This window comes from Brevibacterium sp. VCM10 (genome assembly GCF_000583215.1).
GTDB lineage: Bacteria > Actinomycetota > Actinomycetes > Actinomycetales > Brevibacteriaceae > Brevibacterium > Brevibacterium linens.
The window spans coordinates 123,921-145,043 of record NZ_JAJB01000030.1 but is presented as its reverse complement, the minus strand read 5'-3'; the positions used below and the strand labels follow the sequence as shown (position 1 = coordinate 145,043).

The 21,123-nt window shown below is 65.0% G+C and carries 26 protein-coding genes; 16 read left to right on the top strand and 10 right to left on the bottom strand.

Annotated features, from left to right (window positions below; genetic code table 11):
* Positions 1-5: 5 nt before the first annotated feature.
* The 4 genes from AD89_RS0109845 to AD89_RS0109830 are packed head-to-tail and all read right to left on the bottom strand — an operon-like array spanning position 6 to position 2,989.
* The gene (locus AD89_RS0109845; protein WP_025778432.1) at positions 6-470 is read right to left on the bottom strand and encodes a VOC family protein; all 465 of its coding nucleotides are present in this window, start codon (positions 468-470) and stop codon (positions 6-8) included.
* On the bottom strand, positions 433-1,335 hold the full coding sequence (locus AD89_RS0109840) for a COX15/CtaA family protein (protein WP_025778431.1): 903 nt from the start codon (positions 1,333-1,335) through the stop codon (positions 433-435). The genes AD89_RS0109845 and AD89_RS0109840 overlap by 38 nt, the downstream gene beginning before the upstream one ends.
* 8 nt (positions 1,336-1,343) lie before the next feature.
* Positions 1,344-2,075 carry an ABC transporter permease gene (locus AD89_RS0109835; protein WP_025778430.1) on the bottom strand — a complete coding sequence of 244 codons (732 nt, stop codon included), beginning with the start codon at positions 2,073-2,075 and terminating at the stop codon, positions 1,344-1,346.
* The gene (locus tag AD89_RS0109830) at positions 2,072-2,989 is read right to left on the bottom strand and encodes an ABC transporter ATP-binding protein (protein ID WP_051505186.1); all 918 of its coding nucleotides are present in this window, start codon (positions 2,987-2,989) and stop codon (positions 2,072-2,074) included. The genes AD89_RS0109835 and AD89_RS0109830 overlap by 4 nt, the downstream gene beginning before the upstream one ends.
* A gap of 137 nt (positions 2,990-3,126) precedes the next feature.
* On the opposite strand from AD89_RS0109830, the gene AD89_RS0109825 reads away from it, so the two are divergent.
* From AD89_RS0109825 to AD89_RS0109790, 8 genes are read left to right on the top strand one after another with little or no spacing between them, the layout of a single operon-like run.
* Complete coding sequence (locus AD89_RS0109825; protein WP_025778428.1) at positions 3,127-3,846, top strand: helix-turn-helix transcriptional regulator; 720 nt, start codon at positions 3,127-3,129, stop codon at positions 3,844-3,846.
* A complete protein-coding gene (sufB, locus tag AD89_RS0109820) occupies positions 3,843-5,273 on the top strand; it encodes a Fe-S cluster assembly protein SufB (protein ID WP_025778427.1) in 1,431 nt (476 codons plus the stop codon). Before AD89_RS0109825 ends, sufB begins: the two co-directional genes overlap by 4 nt.
* 40 nt (positions 5,274-5,313) lie before the next feature.
* Positions 5,314-6,489, top strand: coding sequence for a Fe-S cluster assembly protein SufD (gene sufD / locus AD89_RS0109815; protein ID WP_025778426.1), 1,176 nt, complete (start codon positions 5,314-5,316; stop codon positions 6,487-6,489).
* Complete coding sequence (locus AD89_RS0109810; protein WP_025778425.1) at positions 6,486-6,809, top strand: Rieske 2Fe-2S domain-containing protein; 324 nt, start codon at positions 6,486-6,488, stop codon at positions 6,807-6,809. The genes sufD and AD89_RS0109810 overlap by 4 nt, the downstream gene beginning before the upstream one ends.
* Before the next feature lie 27 nt (positions 6,810-6,836).
* Positions 6,837-7,592 (top strand): Fe-S cluster assembly ATPase SufC, encoded by a 756-nt coding sequence (gene sufC / locus AD89_RS0109805; RefSeq protein WP_025778424.1) that lies wholly within the window; start codon positions 6,837-6,839, stop codon positions 7,590-7,592.
* A complete protein-coding gene (locus AD89_RS0109800; RefSeq protein ID WP_025778423.1) occupies positions 7,592-8,842 on the top strand; it encodes a SufS family cysteine desulfurase in 1,251 nt (416 codons plus the stop codon). The genes sufC and AD89_RS0109800 overlap by 1 nt, the downstream gene beginning before the upstream one ends.
* Before the next feature lie 16 nt (positions 8,843-8,858).
* Positions 8,859-9,338 carry a Fe-S cluster assembly sulfur transfer protein SufU gene (gene sufU, locus AD89_RS0109795; protein WP_025778422.1) on the top strand — a complete coding sequence of 160 codons (480 nt, stop codon included), beginning with the start codon at positions 8,859-8,861 and terminating at the stop codon, positions 9,336-9,338.
* The gene (locus AD89_RS0109790; RefSeq protein ID WP_025778421.1) at positions 9,331-9,666 is read left to right on the top strand and encodes a metal-sulfur cluster assembly factor; all 336 of its coding nucleotides are present in this window, start codon (positions 9,331-9,333) and stop codon (positions 9,664-9,666) included. The genes sufU and AD89_RS0109790 overlap by 8 nt, the downstream gene beginning before the upstream one ends.
* A gap of 341 nt (positions 9,667-10,007) precedes the next feature.
* On the opposite strand, the gene AD89_RS0109785 is transcribed toward AD89_RS0109790, so the two are convergent.
* The gene (locus AD89_RS0109785; protein WP_155807404.1) at positions 10,008-10,643 is read right to left on the bottom strand and encodes a hypothetical protein; all 636 of its coding nucleotides are present in this window, start codon (positions 10,641-10,643) and stop codon (positions 10,008-10,010) included.
* Between the two features lie 142 nt (positions 10,644-10,785).
* On the opposite strand from AD89_RS0109785, the gene AD89_RS0109780 reads away from it, so the two are divergent.
* Positions 10,786-11,484 carry a ribonuclease H family protein gene (locus tag AD89_RS0109780; protein WP_025778419.1) on the top strand — a complete coding sequence of 233 codons (699 nt, stop codon included), beginning with the start codon at positions 10,786-10,788 and terminating at the stop codon, positions 11,482-11,484.
* On the top strand, positions 11,481-13,079 hold the full coding sequence (locus tag AD89_RS0109775; RefSeq protein ID WP_025778418.1) for an ABC-F family ATP-binding cassette domain-containing protein: 1,599 nt from the start codon (positions 11,481-11,483) through the stop codon (positions 13,077-13,079). The genes AD89_RS0109780 and AD89_RS0109775 overlap by 4 nt, the downstream gene beginning before the upstream one ends.
* Positions 13,080-13,130: 51 nt before the next feature.
* On the opposite strand, the gene AD89_RS0109770 is transcribed toward AD89_RS0109775, so the two are convergent.
* From AD89_RS0109770 to AD89_RS18405, 3 genes are read right to left on the bottom strand one after another with little or no spacing between them, the layout of a single operon-like run.
* The gene (locus AD89_RS0109770; protein ID WP_025778417.1) at positions 13,131-14,036 is read right to left on the bottom strand and encodes an SURF1 family cytochrome oxidase biogenesis protein; all 906 of its coding nucleotides are present in this window, start codon (positions 14,034-14,036) and stop codon (positions 13,131-13,133) included.
* Positions 14,033-14,245 carry a hypothetical protein gene (locus tag AD89_RS0109765; RefSeq protein WP_025778416.1) on the bottom strand — a complete coding sequence of 71 codons (213 nt, stop codon included), beginning with the start codon at positions 14,243-14,245 and terminating at the stop codon, positions 14,033-14,035. Before AD89_RS0109765 ends, AD89_RS0109770 begins: the two co-directional genes overlap by 4 nt.
* A complete protein-coding gene (locus tag AD89_RS18405; protein WP_025778415.1) occupies positions 14,242-14,742 on the bottom strand; it encodes a DUF3099 domain-containing protein in 501 nt (166 codons plus the stop codon). The genes AD89_RS0109765 and AD89_RS18405 overlap by 4 nt, the downstream gene beginning before the upstream one ends.
* 130 nt (positions 14,743-14,872) lie before the next feature.
* Between AD89_RS18405 and AD89_RS0109755 the strand changes: the two genes are divergently transcribed.
* From AD89_RS0109755 to AD89_RS0109745, 3 genes are all read left to right on the top strand, one after another.
* The gene (locus AD89_RS0109755) at positions 14,873-15,583 is read left to right on the top strand and encodes a beta-ketoacyl-ACP reductase (RefSeq protein ID WP_025778414.1); all 711 of its coding nucleotides are present in this window, start codon (positions 14,873-14,875) and stop codon (positions 15,581-15,583) included.
* Between the two features lie 147 nt (positions 15,584-15,730).
* On the top strand, positions 15,731-16,489 hold the full coding sequence (gene fabI / locus AD89_RS0109750) for an enoyl-ACP reductase FabI (RefSeq protein ID WP_025778413.1): 759 nt from the start codon (positions 15,731-15,733) through the stop codon (positions 16,487-16,489).
* Between the two features lie 8 nt (positions 16,490-16,497).
* On the top strand, positions 16,498-17,004 hold the full coding sequence (locus AD89_RS0109745; RefSeq protein WP_025778412.1) for a SixA phosphatase family protein: 507 nt from the start codon (positions 16,498-16,500) through the stop codon (positions 17,002-17,004).
* Between the two features lie 124 nt (positions 17,005-17,128).
* On the opposite strand, the gene serB is transcribed toward AD89_RS0109745, so the two are convergent.
* Positions 17,129-17,806, bottom strand: coding sequence for a phosphoserine phosphatase SerB (gene serB / locus AD89_RS0109740; RefSeq protein ID WP_025778411.1), 678 nt, complete (start codon positions 17,804-17,806; stop codon positions 17,129-17,131).
* A complete protein-coding gene (locus AD89_RS0109735; RefSeq protein ID WP_025778410.1) occupies positions 17,803-18,537 on the bottom strand; it encodes a hypothetical protein in 735 nt (244 codons plus the stop codon). The genes serB and AD89_RS0109735 overlap by 4 nt, the downstream gene beginning before the upstream one ends.
* A gap of 44 nt (positions 18,538-18,581) precedes the next feature.
* Here AD89_RS0109735 and AD89_RS0109730 point away from each other — a divergent pair, with 44 nt between their 5' ends.
* From AD89_RS0109730 to AD89_RS0109720, 3 genes are read left to right on the top strand one after another with little or no spacing between them, the layout of a single operon-like run.
* Positions 18,582-19,367: an ABC transporter ATP-binding protein gene (locus tag AD89_RS0109730; protein WP_025778409.1), complete on the top strand. Its 786-nt coding sequence runs from the start codon at positions 18,582-18,584 to the stop codon at positions 19,365-19,367.
* Between the two features lie 2 nt (positions 19,368-19,369).
* Positions 19,370-20,206, top strand: a complete 837-nt coding sequence (locus AD89_RS0109725; protein WP_025778408.1) for a sulfite exporter TauE/SafE family protein — start codon at positions 19,370-19,372, stop codon at positions 20,204-20,206.
* 13 nt (positions 20,207-20,219) lie between these two features.
* Positions 20,220-21,113, top strand: coding sequence for a TrmH family RNA methyltransferase (locus tag AD89_RS0109720; RefSeq protein ID WP_025778407.1), 894 nt, complete (start codon positions 20,220-20,222; stop codon positions 21,111-21,113).
* The last annotated feature ends 10 nt before the right edge of the window (positions 21,114-21,123 follow it).

Sequence of the window (21,123 nt, the reverse complement as noted above, 5' to 3'; positions counted from 1 at the left end):
AATTCTCAGCCGGCGTTGACGAGGTCGTCGATGACGATCTTCTTCATCTGCATGAGTGCCTGAGTCTGTGCCGGACCGGTCATCAGCTCGCCGAGGTTCGCGGGAATGATCTGCCAGCTGACTCCGTAGCGGTCCTTGAGCCAGCCGCACTGTTCGTGCTCGGGAGAGGCCGACAGATGTGACCAGTAGTGGTCGATCTCGGCCTGGTCGGCGCATTCGACGGTCAGTGAGATCGCTTCGTTGAACGTGAACACCGGTCCGCCGTCGAGGCAGATGAACTCTGTGCCGTCGAGGACGAACCGGCCGTTGATGACCTTCCCGCTCATCCCCTCGAAGTGTTCGTCGAGGGATTCGTCGGGATAGCGTTCGATGGACAGGATGGAAGAGTCGGGGAAGACGGAGCAGTAGTACTCCATGGCCTCCTCGGCGCAGTCAGGAAACCACAGACACGGAACGATCGGGACTGACATCGGTGCTCCTCGGGTATGCGCTGTCGAGAACGGCAACGCTTGCCGCAATCGTAGCCGACAGCCCGACCATGTGTAAGGCCACGAGCAGTTCGGGAACACCGAGGAAGTACTGGACGTAGCCGATGACTCCCTGGACGATCTCGACGATGAGGAGCACGATCAGCGGAGCGACCATCGCCGATTGTGCCTTCTTCCGCGCGACGACGAGCGCAGAGAGCGTGGCGACGACGAGCAGCCACACCGGCGCGGCATGCAAACGGGTGACCCAGATGTTGTCGAGGTTGTTGCGGGTCGAGATCGTCGAACCCGAATGGGGCCCGGCCCCGGTGGTGAGCACGCCGAAGACGACGATGATCGCGGTGAGGCCGAGGATGATCCAGCCCAATGTCGGCAGCGGAGCCGGGGCCTTCGTGCCCAGCCGCACGCCGGTGTCGTAGGTGCGGCGGACGAAGTAGGCGGCAACGCCGACGGCGACGGCCGAGGGGACGAAGTGTCCGGCGACGACCCAGGGGTTGAGCTTCGTCCACACGGTGATTCCGCCGACGACGGCCTGGACCGGCACGATGGCCAGCAGTCCGATATTGAGCCAGAACAGATCCGGGCGCTGCTTCCGAACCCTCCACAGCATGAGCGCAATGCATACGCCGAGGAGCGCCAGCGCCACAGCCAACAGGCGGTTGCCGAACTCGATGGCGCCGTGGATGCCCATCTCGCTGGTGGACACCAGGGAATCCGGGGTGCACTTCGGCCAGTCCGTACAGCCGAGCCCCGAGCCGGTGAGCCGGACGATTCCGCCGGTCAGGATGATCCCTGCCTGGGCGATGAGCATGGCCCAAGCGGCGATGCGGATCTTCTTCGTGACCACTTCACTCCTCATTCGAAACGGAACCACCTGCGTGCCGCAAGCGTTCCCACAAGCCCCCATACCAGGAGCACGATGATTGCCTTGACGTCTGTGCCGCCGTCTCCGATGGCGGACCGCATGGCGTCGCCGAGCGCACCGGAGGGCAGGTAGCCCACAACCGTTCCCCATTCTCCCGGATGTGCGATGACGAGGCCACCGACGCCTGCCATGAGCACCCAGATGAGGTTCGTCGCCGCCAGGGTCGCCTCGGCGCGGACGGTGCCGGCCATGAGCAGACCGAGTGAGAGCAGCGCTGCGGTGCCCAGCAGTGTGGCCAGGATGAGCCCGAGGACGTCGACGGGACCGCGGAAGCCGAGAACCGCCGCCGTGGCGAAGACGAGCGCGTACTGGATGAGGACGACGACGATGACGGCGCCGAGTTTGCCGAGGATGAGTCCGTTCGTGCCCAGCGGAGTCGTCGCCAGCTGCCGCAGCACTCCGTAACGGCGGTCGAAGGCGGTCGCGATCGCCTGACCGGTGAATGCGCTGGAGGCCAGGCTCAGGCTCAGCGCTCCGGGGACGGCGATCGACAGCGGGTCGGCCCCGGCGTCGATGACTCCGAGGCCGGTGAGCAGGGGAGTCTTCGCGAGGAAGACGAGCAGACCCAGAGGGAAGATGACCGAGAGCAGCAGCTGTTCGCCGTTGCGCAGAACGGACAGGGTCTCGAACTTCGCCTGCGAGACGATGCGTGCGGCGGTCATCGCAGCGGCCTCCCGGTCAGCTCGAAGAACACATCGGACAGGGACTGTCTCTGCATGCCGATGTCCGTGATCTGGCCCCCCGCCTCGGCGATGGCTGTGCACGCGGCCGCGATCCGGCTTGCCGTTGGTGCTCCGTCGATGATGATCAGGGAGCCCTGCGCCGAGGCGGGACCGAGCCCGGTGAGTCGATCGACGAGATTCGCGGGGGCGGGGGAGTCGAGTCGGATCGTCAGCGCCCGCGACCCGGCGGAGGCGCTGCGCAGCTCCTCGGGCGCTCCCTGAGCGATGATCCGTCCCCGATCGATGACGACGACCTCGTCGGAGAGCTCCTCGGCCTCGGTCAGGTCGTGGGTGGTGAGTACGACGGCGACCCCACTGTCGGCGAGATCTCGGATGAAGCTGTGGACGACCTCACGAGCCTGGGGGTCGAGGCCGGCGCAGGGTTCGTCGAGGAAGACCAGACGAGGTCGACCGATGAGGGCCGCAGCCAGCGCCACCCGCTGCTTCTGTCCGCCGGAGAGCCGGCGCATCGTGCGTCCGGCGAAATCGTGGAGGCCCAGGGGTTCGGCGAGTTCGTCGACCGGCAGGGGGTTCTCGTAGAGCGAGGAGAGATGGCGAAGCACCTGCAGCGGCTTCGAGCTCATCGGCAGTCCGCCGTCCTGGAGCATCACCCCGGCCAGCTGCGAGGTCGTGGCGTGGGCGGCGACGGGGTCGTGGCCGAAGATCTCCACCGTGCCCGCATCGGGGCGGCGGGTGCCCACCGCCAGGGAGATGGTCGTGGATTTGCCCGCGCCATTGGGTCCGAGGACACCGAGGACGGACCCGGTCTCGGCCGTGAGGTCGATTCCGTCGACGACACGGTGGGTGCCGTAGGAGTATTGGAGACCGCGGATGGTCAGGGCCGGAGATGACACCAGGCTATTCTACGACGCGTCGAAACGGGTGTCGAAACCGCAGGCGTCCGCGCGCGGCGCGAGCGGTGGTTAGGCTCACCTAGTTTTACGAAACAAATTACGCAACAATATTGTTGTGTTAGTCAAGGAGGTGGATTATGGCTGCAAACGACACGGAAGATCGCCGCACCCGGCAGAGGGTCTTCCAGTCGGTGCTCGACGAAGGGCCGATCACTGCTTCGTCTTTGGCCAAAGCCCTCGAGCTGACTCCCGCGGCGATCCGTCGTCACCTGGACGCGCTGGAGAGCGAAGGCCTCATCGAGGTCCGTGAACTCGCCGGCAAGCAGGCGGGCAGGGGCCGACCAGCCCGGCACTATGTGGTCACGACGGCCGGACACGATTCGGTCAGTCATTCCTACGACGAGTTGGCCGTGAACATTCTGCGCTTCATGGAGGACAAGCACGGCAAGTCGGCTGTGGAGGAATTCACCGAAGACCTCGTCGGCCGTCTGCGGGACCGCCTCGGACCGGAACTCGGCAAGCGCGGCGGCACCACAGTGGCGTCGCGCTCACGCGCTCTCGCCGCGGCGCTGACACGGGAAGGGTACGCCGCCTCGGCGACACCGGTTGCGGCCGGGACCCCGTTGGAGGCGATGCAGCTGTGCCAGGGGCACTGCCCGATCCAGGCCGTGGCGGCGGAGTACCCGGAGATCTGCGAAGCGGAACTCGCGATGTTCTCCGACTACCTCGGCGTCGACGTGCGCCGGCTGTCCTCGTTGGCGCAGGGCGACCACGTGTGCACCACCCACATTCCGACTTCGGAACTGACCAGACCACTCATCCACAGCAATGATCGACCTCAAGGAGGTTCACGATGACTGACACAGGAAATCGGATCATCGATGCGAATCCCGAGCTCAAAGACCTCGGGCAGTACGCATACGGTTGGCACGACGAGAACGACGCCGGCGCGACCGCGGAACGCGGCCTGAGCGAGGAAGTCGTCCGCAACATCTCGAAGCTCAAGGACGAACCCGAGTGGATGCTCAAGCGTCGGCTCAAGGCTCTGCGTCTGTTCGACAAGAAGCCGATGCCGAACTGGGGTGCCGACCTCACCGGAATCGACTTCGCCGACATCAAGTACTTCGTCCGCTCCACCGAGGGGCAGGCGACGTCCTGGGAGGACCTGCCCGAGGACATCCGCAACACCTATGACAAGCTCGGCATCCCCGAGGCGGAGAAGCAGCGCCTCGTCGCCGGTGTCGCCGCACAGTACGAGTCCGAGGTCGTCTACCACCAGATCAACGAAGAGCTCGAGGCTCAGGGCGTCATCTTCATGGACACGGACACCGGCCTGCGCGAGCACCCGGAGATCTTCGAAGAGTACTTCGGGTCGATCATTCCCTCCGGCGACAACAAGTTCGCCGCACTCAACACCGCTGTCTGGTCCGGCGGCTCGTTCGTCTACGTCCCCAAGGGCGTCCACGTCGAGATCCCGCTGCAGGCCTACTTCCGCATCAACACGGAGAACATGGGCCAGTTCGAGCGCACGCTCATCATCGCCGACGAGGGTTCCTCGGTCCACTACGTCGAGGGCTGCACCGCTCCGATCTACAAGACCGACTCGCTGCACTCGGCCGTCGTCGAGATCATCGCGAAGAAGGATGCGAAGGTCCGCTACACGACGATCCAGAACTGGTCGAACAACGTGTACAACCTCGTCACCAAGCGCGCCATCGCCGAAGAGGGCGCCTCCATGGAATGGGTCGACGGCAATATCGGCTCGAAGGTGACCATGAAGTACCCGGCCATCTGGCTCACCGGCGAGCACGCCCGCGGTGAGACGCTGTCCGTGGCCTTCGCCGGCGAGGGACAGCACCAGGACACCGGTGCGAAGATGGTCCACGCCGCTCCGCACACCCATTCGTCGATCGTGTCGAAGTCCGTGGCCCGCGGCGGCGGACGTGCCGGCTACCGCGGACTCGTCCACGTGCACCCGGGCGCCGAAGGCTCGTCGAACAACGTCCTCTGCGACGCTCTGCTCGTCGACAACGTCTCCCGTTCGGACACGTACCCCTACATCGACATCCGCGAAGACGACGTCACACTCGGCCATGAGGCCACCGTGTCGAAGGTCAGTGAGGATCAGCTCTTCTACCTCATGTCCCGCGGCATGGAGGAGACCGAGGCGATGGCGATGATCGTGCGCGGCTTCGTCGAGCCCATCGCACGCGAGCTCCCGATGGAGTACGCCCTCGAACTCAACCGCCTCATCGAACTGCAGATGGAAGGCGCGGTCGGCTGAGACCCGATCCAGCGCCCACTGCACTCAAAGGAGTAAATCTGTGACTGATACCACCAATCCGCTTGGCCTTTCGGAGCACTCGCACGGTTCCGAGGTCCAGGTGCCCGATTCGAAGCGCGATGCGCGCACACGCAGCTTCGATGTCGCCGACTTCCCCGTGCCCACCGGCCGGGAGGAGGAATGGCGCTTCTCTCCAGTCCGCAAGTTCAGCGAGTTCTTCGAGGACACCGCCACCGAGGCGACACTGACGTTCGAGTCGGATCTGCCCGCGGGCCTGTCCGTCGAGGAGATCTCGCTCGAGTCGGCTCAGGAACTGGGCATCCTCGAACCCGAGGACCGCGCCGCGGCCGTCGCCGCCAACCGCGCTTCCGCGGTGACGCACTATTCGATCCCCGCGGACACCGAACTCGACCGGGCCGCGATCATCCACGCCGACGGCACCGGTGAGGCACTCGGCCACGGCCATGTCGTCATCACGGTCGGAGCGAACTCGAAGGCGACCATCGTCGTCGAACACGAGGGACTGGCCCGGTACTCCGAGCTCGTCTCCCTCGTCATCGGCGATGGTGCGGACGTGACCTTCGTATCGCTGCAGCTGTGGGACGACGGCTCTCAGCACCTCGGTCAGCACGATGCGATCGTGGGCAAGGACGCGAAGTTCAAGCACATCCACATCACCCTCGGCGGCGACGTGGTGCGCCTGAACACGAACGTGCGCTACTCGGCAGCCGGGGGAGAGGCCGAACTGCTCGGACTCTACTTCGCCGATGCCGGTCAGCACCTCGAGCACCGCACCTACATCGACCACAACACGCCGAAGGCCCAGTCGAACGTCCACTACAAGGGCGCTCTGCAGGGCAAGGACGCGCGCAGCGTGTGGATCGGCGATGTGCTCATCCGTCCCGAAGCTCTCGACATCGACACCTACGAGCTCAACCGGAACCTCATCCTCACCGATGGCGCCCGGGCCGACTCGGTGCCGAACCTCGAGATCGAGACCGGCGACATCGCCGGTGCCGGTCACGCCTCCTCGGTGGGACGCTTCGATGAGGAGCACCTGTTCTACCTGATGAGCCGCGGCATCCCCGAGGACGTCGCCCGTCAGCTCGTGGTCCGCGGATTCTTCAACGAAGTGATCCAGAAGATCCAGGTGCCCGAGATCGAGGACGTGCTCAACGAACGCATCGAAGACGAACTGTCCCGGAGCGTTCTGTGACCATGATCGACGTGGCGGCCGCCGACGAGGTGGCTCCCGGCGGCACCATGCGCATCGAGGTCGGCGAGTACGAGATCTGCATCGCTCGCGACTCCGACGGCACGATCCACGCCATCGACGACCTGTGCACCCACGGTGAGGTGTCGTTGGCCGAAGGGGACGTCGAGGACTGCACCATCGAATGCTGGCTGCACGGCTCGCAGTTCGACCTGACGACCGGCAAGCCGGTGAATCCGCCGGCGTTCGAACCCGTCGCGGTCTATGACTGCAAAGAGATCGCCGGCCGCATCCTCGTCGACCCGAACACCACCCTGAACTGACCTCAAGACCGAAGAAGAAGGATCATTATGTCCACTCTCACAATCGAAGACCTGCACGTCGGTGTCAACACCGATACCGGTCTCAAGCCCATCCTCAACGGCATCAACCTCGTCATCAACACGAACGAGACCCACGCCATCATGGGCCCCAACGGCTCCGGCAAGTCGACCCTGGCCTACGCCCTGGCCGGCCACCCCAAGTACGAAGTGACTTCCGGTTCGGTCACCCTCGACGGTGAGGACGTCCTCGAGATGTCCGTCGACGAGCGTGCCAAGGCCGGACTGTTCTTGGCCATGCAGTATCCCGTCGAGGTTCCCGGCGTGACCGTGACGAACTTCCTCCGTTCGGCCAAGACCGCCATCGACGGTGAAGCTCCGAAGCTGCGCAACTGGACCAAGGACCTCAAGCAGGCCATGGAGAACCTCCGCGTCGATCCCGCCTTCGCTTCGCGCAACGTCAACGAAGGCTTCTCCGGCGGTGAGAAGAAGCGTCACGAGATCCTGCAGCTCGAGATGCTCAAGCCGAAGTTCGCCGTCCTCGACGAAACCGACTCCGGCCTCGACGTCGACGCCCTGCGCATCGTGTCCGAAGGCGTCAACCGCGTCAAGGAGGCCACCGACGTCGGCATCATGCTCATCACCCACTACACGCGCATCCTCAACTACATCAAGCCCGATCACGTCCACGTGATCATCGAGGGCAAGGTGGCCGAGGAAGGCGGACCGGAACTGGCCGAACGCCTCGAGAACGAAGGCTACGACCGCTTCTTCCAGAAGGCCTGATGTTCTCACGTCTGAGGGGCGACTTCCCGATCCTCGATGTGAGGGTCGGGGAGTCGCCGCTGTCGTATCTCGACTCGGGCGCGACATCGCAGAAGCCGCAGTGCGTCATCGACACCTTCGTCGAGTACTTCCAGCAGCGCAACGCCGCCGTCCACCGGGGCGCACACTCCCTGGCCGTCGAGGCCACGGACGCCTTCGAGAACGGTCGGATCGCGGCTGCCGGACTCGTCGGGGGGACACCGGAGCAGGTGTGCTGGACGAAGAACGCCACCGAGGCGCTCAACATCGTGGCTCTCGGCATGGATCGGGCCAGCCACGGCTTCGGGGGAGACGACGCAGAGCGCTTCGCTCTCGTCCCCGGTGACTCGATCGTGGTGACCGAGATGGAACATCACGCGAATCTCGTGCCGTGGCAGCAGCTGGCCGCCTCCACGGGAGCACAGCTGCGCTGGCTGCCGGTCACCGATTCCGGTGAACTCGATCTGACCGACCTCGACGCGATCGTCGACGAATCGACGAAGGTGCTCGCGTTCACGCACGTCTCCAACGTCCTCGGCACGATCAACCCGGTCGACCGCCTCGTCGAACGGGCCCACGCCGTCGGAGCCTACGTCGTGCTCGACGCCTGCCAGTCCGTGCCGCATATGCCCGTGGACTTCGTCGACCTCGACGTCGATTTCGCCGCCATCTCCGCGCACAAGGCGCTCGGACCCACCGGTCTGGGTGCGCTGTGGGGCAAGCCGGAGCTGCTCGACGCTCTGCCGCCGGTGCTCACGGGCGGATCCATGATCACCACGGTGACCATGGAGGAGACCGCGTTCATGCCCGCTCCGCAGCGGTTCGAGGCCGGCACTCAGCCGGTCGCCGAGGTGGCGGCCTTCGCGACCGCGATCGGCTACCTCACCGAGGTGGGGCTGGACAATGTTCTCGAGCACGAGAAGGAGCTCGCCCGCGTCCTCCTCGACGGGATCGGCCAGATCCCCGGAATCCGCATCCTCGGCGAGGCCGAGGACCGGATCGGGACGGTGGCCTTCGACGTCGACGGCGTGCACGCCCACGACGTCGGACAGTATCTCGACTCGCAGGGCATCGCCGTGCGGGTGGGCCACCACTGCGCTCAGCCGCTGCACCGCCGCTTCGGGGTCACCGCCTCGACGCGGGCGAGCACGTACCTGTACAACAACGTCGAAGACTGCACCCGCTTCCTTTCTGCTCTGGCGGAAGTGCGGCCCTTCTTCGGAGTCGCCTGAGGAGGGGAGCGAAGCGATGAGCACACAGATGCAGCAGCTCTACCAGCAGGTCATCCTCGACCAGTCGCGGGCACGCATCGGCAACACCGAACTGCTCCGTGACGCCGCAGCGTCACCGCACGGACATTCGCATCAGGTGAACCCGACGTGCGGCGATGAGATCGAACTCGAAACCGAACTCCTCGACGACGGCACGATCGCGGTGCGGTGGACCGGCGACGGCTGTTCGATCTCGATGGCATCGGCCTCGGTGCTGTCCGAACTGGCCGCCGAATCCTCCGTGTCGCAGATGCTCGAGATCGAAGGCGCGTTCCACGAACTCATGCATTCCCGTGGGACAATGGTCGCGGATGAGTCGATTCTCGGGGACGCCGCGGCGTTCACCGGAGTATCGAAGTTCCCGGCCAGGATCAAATGCGCTCTCCTGGCATGGATGGCGTTCAAGGACGCACTCAACCAAGCACAAGCAGCTCGTGAGGAGAAACACAATGCCTGAAGTCATTGACGCACCGCAGAATGCCAGCGTCGACGAAGTGCGCGAGGCGATGATGGACGTCGTCGATCCCGAGCTCGGTGTCAACATCGTCGATCTCGGCCTCGTGTACGGACTCTCGGTCGAAGACGACGGCACCGCCGTGATCGAGATGACCCTGACCTCGGCGGCCTGCCCGCTGACCGACGTCATCGAGGACCAGACCGCACAGTCGCTCGAGGGAATCGTGCCGGCCTACCGGATCAACTGGGTCTGGATGCCGCCATGGGGTCCGGAGAAGATCACCGAGGACGGCCGCGAACAGATGCGCGCCCTCGGATTCAACATCTGAGTCATCGCAAGGACTCTGAGTCGGCGAGGAAAGACACAGTCCCTCAGGCCCGTTCGACTGCGGGCCAGAGGGACTGTTGCCGTTTGTGGATGCTGCACAGAGGCGAATCTGCAGAATCACCGTGCTCGGCTCGGCGGAGTGACCACAAACCGCCAAGAGCCGCGGCGGGCTGCACCGAATCGTCGAGGATATCTGGGCGCGAGCGGGCCATTGCGCGTGCCCGGAGGAGGGCCGGAACGTGAGTGGTATGCCTCGGCTGCTCGGATCGCGATGATGCCGGTCAATCGCCATACCCGATTCTCGGAAGCACATGACCATTCCGGAACTGGCAGCACGCGAAACTAGACGATCGCGTCGTGGACCAGCGCAATGGCCGATGGCACTATGACGCCGAAGAACGCGATGCCGAGCCCGACCTTCACCCAGTTGCGTTCGAGGAACGTGGAATGCTTTGGGAACCTCTTCGCGACTTCGACGAAGTTCAGCCGATCGTCGCACTGCTTCACGCTGATCCCGTGGTCTTCCATGACGGAGACGCCGCCCAACAGCTGGTCGGCAGGCCAGTACAGCCCATTCAGACTGATCGCCGACTTGAACGCCCGGCGTGCGATCGAGATCCGCAGGGCCCGTCCGAAACTCGCATCATGGAAGTCCGTGAACACGATGACACCTTCGATATCGTCGCGTCCGAGCGTGATGGATCGGCCGTACCAGTTGCGGTATTCGACGCCCGATCCGGTGAACACGATCCGGCTGCTTTTCATACCGATGAGGCCGGCAACCACGAACACGAAGGCAACGACGATGCATACCAGCACTGTCTCGACGCCGAACGAGAAGAATGCGACGGCGATGAGACCGGCCAGTACGAGAATCCGCAGAGCCCCGAACTTCTGTCGATACCGAGTGAGGTCTGCTGGGACCGTCAATGGGACCGCAGGAGCATCGGGCAGTTTCGCCTTCCTCAATTTCGCCATCGTATGACGATAGCACCGACTCTCAGAGTCACCGGAGCGGCGAGTGACTCTTCGAGCCGACGGTCGCGGAGATCACCGCCCCGCGGACCGAGAACCAGGCAGCGGCGTGAAAGAATGGAATCCGACTTTCCAAGGAGAACCATTGACGATCATCGCTGCCGCCGACGGATCTGCGCTCGGCAACCCCGGACCCGCCGGGTGGGCCTGGTACATCGACGACACCTCCTGGCACGCCGGCGGGTGGAAGAACGCGACGAACAACCGCGGTGAGCTCATGGCCGTCCTCGACCTGCTCCGGTCGACCGCGGACAGCGACGACGAGCTCAAGATATACTGTGATTCGCAGTACGTCATCAACGCCCTGACCAAATGGATGCCGGGGTGGAAACGCAAAGGGTGGAAGAAGGCCGATGGAAAAGAAGTCCTCAACAAGGACCTCTTAGCGTCTCTCGATGAGGAACTGAGCGGGCGGACGGTCGAGTTCGAGTGGGTCAAAGGACACAACCACCACGAACTCAATGAGGCTGCCGACGTTCGCGCCCGCGCGGCAGCCACCGCCTTCCAGAAGGGCACGCCCGTGCCGGAAGGCCCCGGATACGTCCCCGCGGGGACGTCGACCGCGACGGCGGGCGAACAGGCAGACAACCCGGCGGAACCTGTTGCTCAGGACGACGTTTCCGTCGCGCCCGTGGCCGCAGCAGCCGGGCCGGACACCACTGTCGTGTCCTGCCGTGTGCCGTCCTCAGTCGCAGATGAACTCGTCGCCCGGGCCCAGGCCCGCGGCATACACCCCCAAGAATTTCTGGCCGAACTCATCGGCCGCAGTTTGGAGACAGAATGATTCAGGCCTCAGGCCTCGAAGTCGCCGTCGGCGCCCGCACCCTCATGTCCGAGGTGTCCTTCCGCGTCGACAAGGGCGACCGGGTCGGCCTCGTCGGCCGCAACGGCGCCGGCAAGACGACTCTGACCAAGGTGATCATGGGCGGACACCCGGCCCAATCCGGATCCGTGTCGATCTCCGGCACCGTCGGCTATCTGCCCCAGGATCCGCGCAGCGGTGACCTCACTGCCACCGGCATGGAACGCATCCTCTCGGTGCGTGACCTCGACGTCCTCGTCAAGCGTCTGCGCAAGGCCGAACGGCAGATGGCCTCACCGGACGAGAAGGTGGCGACGAAGGCCATCGACCGCTACCCGCGCATCGAAGCGGAGTTCATCGCGGCCGGTGGTTATGCCGCCGAATCCGAGGCCTTCGCGATCGCTGCGAACCTCGGCCTCGACGAGGCACTGATCAGCCAGGAGATCGGGACGCTTTCCGGCGGTCAGCGTCGCCGTGTGGAACTCGCCCGGATCCTGTTCTCGGCCCCGGATACGATGATCCTCGACGAGCCGACGAACCACCTCGACGCCGAATCCGTGCTGTGGCTGCGCGACCACCTCAAGGCCTACTCCGGTGGTCTGATCATCATCAGCCACGACCTCGATCTCATCGACGAAGTGGTCAACAAGGTCTTCTTCCTCGATGCCACCCGTCAGACCATCGACATCTATTCGATGGGCTACCGGCTCTACCTCAAACAGCGTGAGGACGATGAGCGGCGTCGCCGCCGCGAACGTGCCAATGCCGAGAAGAAGGCCGCGGCGCTCAACGCTCAGGCGAACAAGATGATGGCGAAGGCGACGAAGACTGTCGCCGCCCAGCAGATGGCCAAGCGCGCCGACCGTCTGCTCGCCGGTCTCGAGGACGAACGCGCCACAGAGAAGGTCGCGAATCTGCGCTTCCCGGCCCCGGCCGACTGCGGACGTGTGCCGCTGACGGCCGAGGGACTCTCTCGCAGCTTCGGTTCGACCGAGGTGTTCACCGGTGTCGATCTCGCCATCGACAAGGGCACACGAGTCGTCGTACTCGGCTACAACGGTGCCGGAAAGACGACGCTGCTGCGACTGCTCGCCGGACTCGACGACCCCGACTCCGGAGAAGTCGTGCCCGGACACGGCCTCAAGCTCGGCTACTACGCGCAGGAGCATGAGACCCTCGACCTCGAACGCACAGTGCTGGAGAACATGTCGCGGAACTCTCCGCATCTCGATGACACCGCGGTGCGCAATGTGCTCGGTTCGTTCCTGTTCAGCGGTGACGATGTGCACAAGCCTGCCGGAGTGCTCTCCGGTGGAGAGAAGACACGTCTGGCGCTGGCCACGCTCGTGGTCTCGAGTGCGAACGTGCTGCTGCTCGACGAACCGACGAACAACCTCGATCCCGCCTCCCGCGAGGAGATCCTCTCAGCCATCCGCCGCTACGAAGGTGCGATCGTGCTCGTCACCCACGATGAAGGTGCGGTGTCCGCGCTCGATCCCGACCGCGTGCTCCTGCTGCCCGACGGCGACGAGGATCTGTGGAACGACACGTACCTCGATCTCGTCACGCTCGCCTGAGCCGGCTCATCACGCTCGGCTGAGCCGGTCGGCCTCACTCGGCTGATCGGCTCACTGAGTGCGGAAGCGCTCCTCGAACAGGGCATCCTCATCGGCTTCTGCCTGCCCGCGCACGGTTGGCGAGGCCCAGCGGTTGCGGCCATAGCGGCTGCCGGGCTGACTGATCTTCGCACCCGCGTCGAGCGCGGCCTTGTCGATGACGACCATGTCATTCTCGGCGGCAGTGCCGTGTTCGACCGCCTCTGCGGCGGCCTTGCGCTCACGACGGGCAGAGATGATCACGGCGATGATGATCATGATTCCGAAGGCGAACCACTGGAGCATATAGGACAGGTGGTTGCCGGGATCGAGCTCGGGCATCGGCAGCGGGGTCAGTCCCTCTTCCGGGGAGCCGCCGGTCTCGGCCGGTGCGGCCTCGACGTAGACGTGCGAATAGGCATCGTCCATTCCGGGAATGCGCGCGGGATCGATGGCACGGATGAGGCCCTTCGGGTTCTCATCTTCGGATCCGTCCTGAGCGGGACGCAGATGGGCGACCACGGTCTGCTCACCCTGCGGCGCCGGCGGCACGGAATCCTGTTCGGCGGTGAACCCGCGGACAACGGCGATCGTCGAACCGCCGCTGATCTCGAACGGGGTCACCACATAGAAGCCGGGTTCGTCTCCGACTGTGCGGTTGCGCGCGAGGACGGTGTCGGAGTCGGAGAACTGACCGGTCAGTTCCACCTGAGTCCACTCATCGGTGGTGCCCAGCGTGGAATCCGGTGTCGAGAGCACCGAGGTGATGTCGACGGGTTCGGCGGAGTAGTTCGCGGTGATCGTCGCGATCTCCTGCTCGCGCTGATCGCGGCGGTCCTTCTGCCACAGGGCGAGGAACACGCAGGCGATGATGACGATGATCGCCATGGCGATGTATTTGAGCCAGCGTGCGGAGAAGAGGAAGGAATAGCGGCTCAACCTGCATCCTCTGGAATCTCGTCGACGGAGACGTCGGTGATGAAGAAGTCGCGCAGCGTCAGGAAGTCACGCAGATAGACGAGATGCTCATCACAGGCCAACCACGTCTTCTTCCTCTCCGGGGTGTGGACGCGGGGGTTGTTCCACAGCAGGGCCCGGGTCGCGAACGCCCGGCATTCCTTCGCCGAACACTGCAGCTGCTCGCTCAAACCTGGTCCCTCCTGTCCTTGTCATTGTCATCGACGGCCTCACCTCGGACGGTTTCGCCCGGGATGGTCTCGCCCCGGATCGTTTCGTGCTGGTGATCCGCGCCTGGATCGGTCTCGTCAGGGGAGCCGCCTCGGGGATCTGGGTCGTCGACCGTCTCGTCACCGACCGTCTCTCCGCCGAGGGTGTCGCCGGAGATCGTCTCACCGCGCGCCGGCGGCAGCTCCGCCAGCGGGGCCTGATCAAGCAGTGCGGAGCGATCATCGCTGGTGCGTTCGCGGCCCGCATTGGCGAAGATCACCGCAGGGTAGGGGAGGACGACCGCCCCTGCCACGCAGATCCACATGAGGATGTGCAGATCGGCGACGAAAGCGAAATAGGCGGCCACGAAGCAGACCGTCCTGATGCCCATGGTGATCGAATACTTGATGATCCGGGACCGCATATCGTCATCAAGGGCGGTGTCTGCCGTTGTGATCTGCTGAGCGTGTCTGACCATATCCTTCTTCGATCGCTGACTGCCAAACATGATACTCGTCCTTTGTGAGAGTCGTATCCATCGGCCGAAGAACAGGATAGGTTTGTCCACGACAGATGTGAAGAACACAGTCGATCAACAGGAGACCAACGTGTCAGAACCACGCACAGTCCTCGTCACCGGCGGCAACCGCGGAATCGGCCGCACCATTGCCGAGGAATTCCTCGCCCAGGGGGACAAGGTGGCCGTCACCTCCCGCAACGGTCAGGCCCCCGAAGGTGCTCTCGCCGTGGCCGCCGATGTCACCGACAGCGAATCGATCGATCGGGCGTTCACCGAGATCGAGGAGAAGCTCGGGCCTGTCGAGGTCGTCGTGGCCAATGCCGGAATCACCGCCGACAATCTGCTCATGCGGATGAACGATGACGAATTCGAATCCGTCATCGACACGAATCTCACCGGTGCCTTCCGCACGGTCAAGCGCGGAATCACCGGGATGATCCGAGCGAAGAAGGGCCGCATCGTCCTCATCTCGTCGGTGTCGGGACTCTACGGCGTCCCCGGCCAGGCGAACTACTCGGCGTCGAAAGCCGGACTCGTCGGCTTCGCCCGCTCCATCACCCGCGAGGTCGGCTCCCGCGGAATCACCGCCAATGTCGTCGCCCCGGGCTTCATCCGCACGGATATGACAGACGAACTCAGCGAGAAGCAGCAGAAGGAATACCTCTCGACGATTCCGGCCAAGCGCTTCGCCGAGGCCGACGAGGTCGCCAAGGTCGTTTGCTGGGTGGCCTCCGATGAAGCCGCCTACATCTCCGGTGCCGTCATCCCCGTCGACGGCGGACTGGGAATGGGCCACTGATCCAGACGGTGCCGGGCCGGCCACAACCGGATCCTGGGCCGCAGACGATGCGGCCTGGCCGGGCCACAACCCGTAGACTTCGATACAGAGACACCGCCCGAGGCGGCGTCATGCACACGCAACCACCTTCCTTTCGAAAGGACCACCATGGGAATTCTTGACGGAAAGCGCATTCTCGTCACCGGCGTGCTCACCGAGGCGTCGATCGCCTTCGCCGCTGCTCGCATCGCCCAGGAGCAGGGAGCCGAGGTCATCCTCTCGAGCTTCGGCCGCCAGATGAAGATCACTCAGGTGATCGCCGAACGTCTGCCGCAGACTCCGCAGGTCATCGAACTCGACGCCACGAACGAAGAGGATCTGAACGCCCTGCCCGAGCGCCTCGGCGGCAACATCGACGGTATCGTCCACGCCATCGCCTTCGCCCCGAAGGACGCCCTCGGCGGGGTCTTCCTCGACACCCCGTGGGACTCCGTGTCCGCGGCCATCCACGTCTCCGCGTACTCGCTCAAGGCCATCGCCGTGGCCGCGAAGCCCGTGCTCAACAAGGGCGCCGGAATCGTCGGGCTGACCTTCGATGCGACGATCTCCTGGCCGGTCTACGACTGGATGGGTGTGGCCAAGGCCGCCTTCGAATCGACCGCCCGCTACCTCGCGAAGTACGTCGGCGAAGACGGTGTGCGCGTCAACCTCGTCTCGGCGGGACCGCTGAAGACCACCGCCGCCACCTCCATCCCCGGTTTCGGAACGCTCGAAGACATGTGGGGCGACCGCGCACCCCTGGGTTGGGACCAGAAGGACACCACCCCTGCCGGCAAGGCCATCGTCGCCCTGCTCTCCGACTGGTTCCCCGCCACCACCGGCGAGATGATCCACGTCGACGGCGGATTCCACTCCACCGGAGCCTGAGACAGCCCATGCCTGTGCTCATCCTCGCCCGCCACGCCAAGGCGGAAGCGCATGGTCCCACCGACTTCGAACGGTCCCTGGATGCGAAGGGCCTGGCTCAAGCGGTCGAAGCCGGAGCCGAGATCGCCGAGCGCTGGTCACCCGATGTGGCCATCGCCTCGGCAGCCCGGCGCACCGTGCAGACCGGTCAGGCCGTCGTCGAAGCGGTCAACCGCGCTTATGGCCGAAACCTTGACGAACCGGGTGAGCTGACCCTGCGTGAGGATCCCTCGCTCTACGCCGGGTCCGTCGACGACTGGCTGGATGCGATCAATTCGATTCCCGCGGATGCGCAGTGCGCGTATATCGTGGGCCACCAGCCGACCGTCGCCGAGGTGGTCGGCCACCTCAATCCGCTAGGCGGGGTTCCGGATGCGTTCCGTCCCTCCTCGATCGCGGTCTTCGACCTCGAGAGCTGGGACGTGGAGCCGGGACACTATCCTGCCCCGCAGATCAGAGTCTTCCACGGAGTCTGAGCACTCCGACTGACCGACGCGATCCAAGACACCTGTGGCGCTGACGAAACATTCGTCAGCGCCACAGGCGTCTTCGGTCAGTCAGCGGTCTATGGCACCGGTGCCACGCCCTCGACGGGATCGCTCACCCGTCTGCACGGGCAGCCACAAGATCGATCACGGCTCGCAGGTCACGTATCTCCACGGACGCGTCTGCTGCGGCGATGAGAGCCGGCTTCGCACAGAAGGCGACTCCGAGACCGGCGGCCTCGATCATGCCGATGTCATTGGCGCCGTCCCCGACCGCCACCGAGGCGGCACGATCGTATCCGCCGGCAGCGAGCAGATCCTCGAAGATCTCGGCCTTGGCGCTCGGGTCGATGACACGGCCGTTCGTCCGCCCGGTCAGCTTCCCGTCATCGATGTCGAGTCCGTTGGCGAAGACGTCGGTGATGCCCAGCTGTGCGGCGACGGGAGCGATGATGGCGGTGAAGCCGCCGGAGACCAAGGCCACCTGACCACCTGAGGTGTGCACCGCCGAGACCAGGTCGGCGGCCCCCTCGGTGAGGGTGATCTGCTCCCGCACCTCATCGAGCACGGTCTCCGGCAGCCCGGTCAGCAGGGCGACTCGTTCGGCCAGGGATTCGGCGAAGTCGAGCTCACCGGCCATGGCGCGTTCGGTGATGTCGGCGACCTGGTCTCCGACCCCGGCATGGGCGGCGATGAGGTCGATGACCTCTTCGTTGATGAACGTCGAGTCGACGTCCATGACGAGCAGCTGGACGGGAATCTGGGAGGCGGTGGCTTCAGGCGTCTCATTCACCCCTTCATCGTAGCCACAGCCATGATGTAGTCCGCGGCAGCGGGGTGCAGCTGAGACAGCAGCGCCCCGAACTCGGCCGGCGCGACCGTCGCAGGGGCGAGCACGCTGCGCATCCGGTGGTGGATGTCGAGGGCGGCGTAGATCGCTCGGGAATCCGCCTCGGTGGGGATGAGTCGGGAGATCGGATGCAGCGTCGACAGCTCCTCCTGCCAGTCGCGCCACGGTCCCTGCCGCCAGTCCTCGGGGACGTCGATGGTCTCGATGAGGCGCAGCCCTTCCATCACCAGCAGCCGCAGCCGCCGCAGCGCCTCCGGAGCGGTTCCGACCGTGACGGGGCGGAAGACGGTGGGCGCACACGCGAGGATCTCGACGTTCGCCTCGGCGCCGATGAGGGCGATCGCCGCCTGTTCGTCGCCGCGGTGGAGGACGACGGGGGCGGTGTGGCGTCCGACCTTCGTCCGGGCGGCGCGATCGACCGGGGGAGTCGTGTGCGGCAGGGATGGGTGGTGGAGCGCCAAGCGCGCATGGGTGATTCCGGCGGCGGCCGCCTCGGCGATGAACAGGAGCAGGCCGGTGGGGACGGACGAGGCGAAGACCTCATCGGCGACGATGAGAGGAACATCACGGCCATCGTCGAGGAAGGCAGAGGTCACCTCGTCAGGGGGCAGGGTCGAGCGCAGTCGGTGGTTGAGTGCCAGGGTCAGCAGCAGTGAGTCGGTCGTCAGGTCCATGTCGAACCAGGATAGACGGCTCGACTGCGATAGAGTCTGAGGATATGAGTGAAGTCCTGAATCTGGATTCTGTGTCCGTGCGCCGGGGGACCAATTTCCTCCTCGACGATTTCTCGCTGACCGTCGCCGAAGGCGAGCACTGGGCGGTGCTCGGACCCAACGGTGCGGGCAAGACGACCCTGCTCGAACTCGCGGCCGGTCGTATGCATCCGACGAAGGGGACCGTCAGCATCCTCGAGGAGCAGCTCGGGCGCGTCGACGTGTTCGAACTGCGGCCGCGCATCGGCTATGCTTCGACGATTCTGGCCAACCGCATTCCCAGTTCAGAAGCGGTCCTCGACACCGTGCTCACCGCCGCGTACGGCGTCACCGGACGCTGGGTGGAGGAATACGAGCAGGACGACATCGACCGCGCCCGCGATCTGCTGGCCGCGTTCCACATCACACATCTGGCCGATCGCACCTTCGGCACACTGTCCGAGGGCGAACGCAAGCGAGTGCAGATCGCGCGTGCGCTCATGACCGACCCGGAGCTGCTGCTGCTCGACGAGCCGGCCTCCGGACTCGACTTCGGCGGGCGTGAGGAGCTGCTCGGTGCGCTCTCGGAGATCCTCTCGTCGAAATGGGCGCCGGCCACGATCATGGTCACCCATCATGTCGAGGAGATCCCGGAGGGCATCACGCATGTGCTCCTGCTGTCCGAGGGCACCGATCTGGCCGCTGGTCCGATCGAGGAGACCCTGACGGCGGAGAACCTTGCGGCGACCTTCGGCATCGACGTCAAGCTCACCCGGGACGGTCAGCGCTACCACGCACGTTCCGCCCTCTGAGCATGGAGTTCCTGGCGAATCTGAGCCTTGAACCGTGGCAGATCCTCCTGGTCATCGTCGCCGGAATCGCTGCGGGAGGCATCAACGCCGTCGTCGGCTCCGGAACGCTCATCACCTTCCCGGCGCTCGTCGCCTTCGGAGTACCGCCGGTGGTGTCGACGATGAGCAACGCGGTGGGGCTCATCCCCGGCAATATCGCCTCCTCGTTCGGATACCGTGAAGAGCTGCGGGGGCAGTGGAAGCGGATCCTCGGATTCGTTCCCGCCTCTCTGCTCGGGTCGCTGACCGGGGCGTATCTGCTGCTGCACCTGCCCGAGGACGCGTTCGAGACGATCGTGCCGGTCCTCCTCGTCGTGGCTCTGATCATGGTCGTGGGGCAGCCGTATCTCTCCCGCTACCTGAAGAGCCGGTCCCTGCGCCGTGCCGAGGCCTCCGGGGTCGAACATCGGGCCGCCTCGGCGGGGGATCGCCTGTCCACCGGCCGGTACATCGCCGTGCTCACCGTCGTCTTCCTCACCGCAATCTACGGCGGCTACTTCGCGGCCGCCCAGGGCATCATCCTCATCGCCCTGCTCGGTCTGCTGCTGCCCGATGATCTGCAGCGACTCAATGGGCTGAAGAACGTCCTCGTCCTCGTCGTCAATACGGTTTCGGCGAGCACGTACATCATCGTCGGCCACGACCGGATCAACTGGATCGCCGTCGTCTGCATCGCCATCGGCTCCCTCATCGGCGGGTACTACGGCGCCCGTATCGGGCGGAAGTTCTCGCCGGTGCTGCTGCGCGCCGTCATCGTGGCCCTCGGCCTCGTGGCGATCTGGAGGATCCTCACACTGTGAACGGACGTGCGCTGTGAATACTCCGGCCAAGGCTCCCCTGACTCGGCAGCAGGTCATCGATCGGTCCGCTGAATTCGGGATCGCCGTCGAACGTCTGCGCTTCTTCGACGAAGCAGATCTGGCCGTCGGCGGCTTGGATGAGATGCGCGACTATACGCAGCTGACCGATGTCGCCCTGCGCAGCGTGCGCGAACCGGCCGAGGGGCTGTTCATCGCCGAATCCTCGAAGATCATCCGCCGCGCTCATGCCGTCGGAATGTCGCCCCGGTCGTTCCTGACCAGCCCGAAATGGCTGTTCGACTTAGCCGACATCATTTCTGAAAGCGATGTGCCGATCTTCATCGGCACGGATTCCGCGGTCGAAACACTGACCGGATTCCACCTCCACCGAGGTGCGCTGGCCGCGATGGCCCGACCTGTCCTTGCCCCGGTCGTCTCCCTGATCGCCGATGCCAGGCGCCTCGTCGTCATCGAGGACATCGTCGATCATACGAACGTCGGTGCCATCTTCCGCTCTGCGGCAGCATTCGGCGCCGATGCCGTGCTCGTGACCCCGCGCTGTGCCGATCCGCTCTACCGCCGGTCGATCCGCGTGTCGATGGGCACGGTCTTCCAAGTCCCATGGACCCGCGTCGAGTCCTGGCCCGCCGGGATCGCTGAACTCCAGGACGCCGGATTCCATGTGGCGGCTCTGGCGCTCGATGATGATTCGGTGAGCCTGCGCGAGTTCGCCGCCACCGCACCCGAGCGCACCGCTGTCGTGTTCGGCACCGAAGGCGACGGACTGAAGAGATCGACGATCGCCGCCTGTGACTCGACCGTGATGATCCCCATGAGCGGGGGAGTGGACTCCCTCAACGTCGCGGCCGCCTCGGCGGTCACCTGCTTCGCCCTGCAGGACGAGTGAGTCGTGTCAG

What these genes read in the sequence shown, in the direction of transcription:
- sufU (WP_025778422.1), top strand. Translation starts at nt 8,859, where the DNA reads ATGAGCACACAGATGCAGCAGCTCTACCAGCAGGTCATCCTCGACCAG.
- AD89_RS0109800 (WP_025778423.1), top strand. Translation starts at nt 7,592, where the DNA reads ATGTTCTCACGTCTGAGGGGCGACTTCCCGATCCTCGATGTGAGGGTC.
- AD89_RS0109790 (WP_025778421.1), top strand. Translation starts at nt 9,331, where the DNA reads ATGCCTGAAGTCATTGACGCACCGCAGAATGCCAGCGTCGACGAAGTG.
- AD89_RS0109785 (WP_155807404.1), bottom strand. Translation starts at nt 10,643, where the DNA reads ATGGCGAAATTGAGGAAGGCGAAACTGCCCGATGCTCCTGCGGTCCCA.
- AD89_RS0109835 (WP_025778430.1), bottom strand. Translation starts at nt 2,075, where the DNA reads ATGACCGCCGCACGCATCGTCTCGCAGGCGAAGTTCGAGACCCTGTCC.
- AD89_RS18405 (WP_025778415.1), bottom strand. Translation starts at nt 14,742, where the DNA reads ATGGTCAGACACGCTCAGCAGATCACAACGGCAGACACCGCCCTTGAT.
- sufC (WP_025778424.1), top strand. Translation starts at nt 6,837, where the DNA reads ATGTCCACTCTCACAATCGAAGACCTGCACGTCGGTGTCAACACCGAT.
- AD89_RS0109730 (WP_025778409.1), top strand. Translation starts at nt 18,582, where the DNA reads ATGAGTGAAGTCCTGAATCTGGATTCTGTGTCCGTGCGCCGGGGGACC.
- AD89_RS0109775 (WP_025778418.1), top strand. Translation starts at nt 11,481, where the DNA reads ATGATTCAGGCCTCAGGCCTCGAAGTCGCCGTCGGCGCCCGCACCCTC.
- AD89_RS0109725 (WP_025778408.1), top strand. Translation starts at nt 19,370, where the DNA reads ATGGAGTTCCTGGCGAATCTGAGCCTTGAACCGTGGCAGATCCTCCTG.
- AD89_RS0109845 (WP_025778432.1), bottom strand. Translation starts at nt 470, where the DNA reads ATGTCAGTCCCGATCGTTCCGTGTCTGTGGTTTCCTGACTGCGCCGAG.
- AD89_RS0109825 (WP_025778428.1), top strand. Translation starts at nt 3,127, where the DNA reads ATGGCTGCAAACGACACGGAAGATCGCCGCACCCGGCAGAGGGTCTTC.
- sufB (WP_025778427.1), top strand. Translation starts at nt 3,843, where the DNA reads ATGACTGACACAGGAAATCGGATCATCGATGCGAATCCCGAGCTCAAA.
- AD89_RS0109745 (WP_025778412.1), top strand. Translation starts at nt 16,498, where the DNA reads ATGCCTGTGCTCATCCTCGCCCGCCACGCCAAGGCGGAAGCGCATGGT.
- AD89_RS0109735 (WP_025778410.1), bottom strand. Translation starts at nt 18,537, where the DNA reads ATGGACCTGACGACCGACTCACTGCTGCTGACCCTGGCACTCAACCAC.
- fabI (WP_025778413.1), top strand. Translation starts at nt 15,731, where the DNA reads ATGGGAATTCTTGACGGAAAGCGCATTCTCGTCACCGGCGTGCTCACC.